General features: G+C 68.6%; 1 protein-coding gene and 1 pseudogene. Both read left to right on the top strand.

Features of this window, described 5'->3' with window-relative positions; translation table 11 throughout:
- The first annotated feature begins 368 nt into the window (after nt 1–368).
- Nucleotides 369–2,285, top strand: a complete 1,917-nt coding sequence (gene metG / locus L0H79_RS21855; RefSeq protein ID WP_301486869.1) for a methionine--tRNA ligase — start codon at nt 369–371, stop codon at nt 2,283–2,285.
- A pseudogene (locus tag L0H79_RS21860) lies at nt 2,282–2,553 on the top strand (AraC family transcriptional regulator); the annotation flags it as partial. The gene metG and the pseudogene L0H79_RS21860, both read left to right, overlap by 4 nt.

Below are 2,553 nucleotides of genomic sequence, written 5' to 3' on the forward strand. Positions count from 1 at the left end.
ACCCGGCACCGCGCGACACGCCCGAACCAGACTAGACTAATTCATCACAGGCACTAAGTGCGAAAAGGCGCGGGGCCGTGCGGTCGACCACGCGCGTGAGTTCGTCCGCCACCTCCGGGCCTATAGCCTGTTGACCGTCGTTCTGGGTGACGACGTGCGGGGCGTGGTCTGTCATTGAGCTTGCCGTCTCCTTCGTGGGCGGGCTTACTCTTTGCCGTGGCAGTACCCCTTCGCGGCCAGCAGCGAAGTGCTCCAGCCCAGTCATCCCGAGCCGCCATCGGGAACCGTGTCGGCAGGGAAGGAGCGGGATGGCAGGTGCGCGCTGAGCGGCATACCCCACGAAGCGCGCCACCCTAGGATCGGGGGCTATGAGCAAAGTCCTGTCTGCCGTCGCCTGGCCGTACACCAACGGCCCGCGCCACATCGGCCACGTGGCCGGGTTCGGCGTGCCCTCCGACGTCTTCAGCCGGTACATGCGGATGGCCGGACACGACGTGCTCATGGTCTCGGGCACGGACGAGCACGGCACGCCGATCCTTGTCCTGGCCGAGAAGGAAGGTCTGACCCCGCAGGAGATCACCGACAAGTACAACCGCGTCATCGCGACCGACCTGACCGACCTCGGCCTGTCCTACGACCTGTTCACCCGCACCACGACGGCCAACCACTACGCCGTCGCGCAGGAGCTGTTCACCGGCGACTGGCGCAACGGCTACATGATCGAGCAGACCACCCGCGGCGCGATCAGCCCGTCGACCGGGCGCACCCTGCCCGACCGCTACATCGAGGGCACCTGCCCGATCTGCGGCTACGGCGAAGCACGCGGCGACCAGTGCGACAACTGCGGCAACCAGCTCGACGCGACCGACCTGATCGACCCGCGCAGCAAGATCAACGGCGAGAGGCCCGAGTTCGTCGAGACGCAGCACTTCTTCCTCGACCTGCCGGCGCTCGCCGACGCCCTGCGCGAGTGGCTCGACGAGCGGGAGGCGACCGGGCTGTGGCGGCCCAACGTCATCAAGTTCGCCAAGAACCTGCTCGAGGACGTCCGGCCGCGGGCCATGACGCGCGACCTCGACTGGGGCATCCCGGTGCCGATCGAGGGGTGGCGCGACCAGCCGCACAAGCGCTTCTACGTGTGGTTCGACGCGGTCGTGGGCTACCTGTCGGCCTCGATCGAGTGGGCCCGGCGGATCGGCGAGCCGGAGCGGTGGCGCGACTTCTGGGACGCGACACAGGACCAGCCGCCGCGCAGCTACTACTTCCAGGGCAAGGACAACATCACCTTCCACGCCCAGATCTGGCCCGCCGAGCTGCTCGCCTATGCCGGGCGGGGCGCCCACGGCGGCGAGCCGGGGGAGTACGGCGTGCTGGCCCTGCCGACCGAGGTTGTCGCGTCGGAGTTCATGACGATGGAGGGCAAGCAGTTCTCGACGTCGCGTGGGCATGTCATCTACGTCCGTGACGTGCTCGACCGGTATGGCGCCGACCCCCTCCGTTACTTCATCTGCGCGGCCGGACCGGAGCACCAGGACAGCGACTTCACGTGGGCCGAGTTCATTCAGCGCAACAACTCCGAGCTCGTCGCCGGCTGGGGCAACCTCGTCAACCGGACGGCCTCGATGATCGCGAAGAGCTTCGGGCAGATCCCAGTGGCCGGGCCGCTCGAGCCGGTCGACGAAGCGCTGCTCGCCGCGGTGCGCGGTGGCTTCGAGACGGTCGGGCGGCTCATCGAGCGGCAGCGCTTCAAGCAGGGCATCGCCGAGGTGATGCGGATCGTCGGCGAGGCGAATCGCTATGTGGCAGAGACGGAGCCGTTCAAGCTCAAGGGCGAGGACGAGCGTGAACGCCTCGGGACGGTGCTGCACGTGCTCGCCCAGGCGGTCAGCGACCTCAACACGATGACGGCTCCGTTCCTGCCGCACGGCGCCAACCGGGTGCACGTCGTCATGGGCGGCCAGGGCGAGCTCATGCCGATGCCCCGGCTCGAGGAGGTCACCGACCTCGACAACGGCAGGCCCTACCCGATCATCACCGGCGACTACTCGGCGACCCCGAGGTGGGAGCCGCGCCCCGTCGTGGTCGGTACGCCGATCGCCAAGCCCACGCCGGTCTTCACGAAGTTCGACCCGTCGGTGGTCGACGAGGAGATCGAGCGGATGCGCCAGGACCACACGCAGCCCGAGGGTCCGCCCCATCCGGCTGTGGTTGCCGGGGCTGTTGTGGCATCCGAAGCGGCTGTAACAGCCGAGGTGGCTGTGACTTCCGAGGCATCCGAGGCATGAGCGCACACTCGTCCTCGGCGCATCGAGGCCTGCCGCCTGCCCCCGACCCGCTGCCGATCGAGGTCGTCGACAACCACGCGCACCTCGACATCACCCGGGAGGGCGGCGAGCCACTCCCGGTCGCCGAGGCCGTGTCTCGGGCGAGGTCGGTCGGGGTCACCCGGTTGGTCCAGGTCGGCTGCGACCTTGACGGCATCGAGTTCACGATGGACGTCATCGACCGGTTCCCCGTCATCGTCGGCGCCATCGCCCTGCCCCCCACCGAGGT

It is taken from the genome of Intrasporangium sp. (assembly GCF_030452765.1).
Lineage (GTDB): Bacteria > Actinomycetota > Actinomycetes > Actinomycetales > Dermatophilaceae > Intrasporangium_A.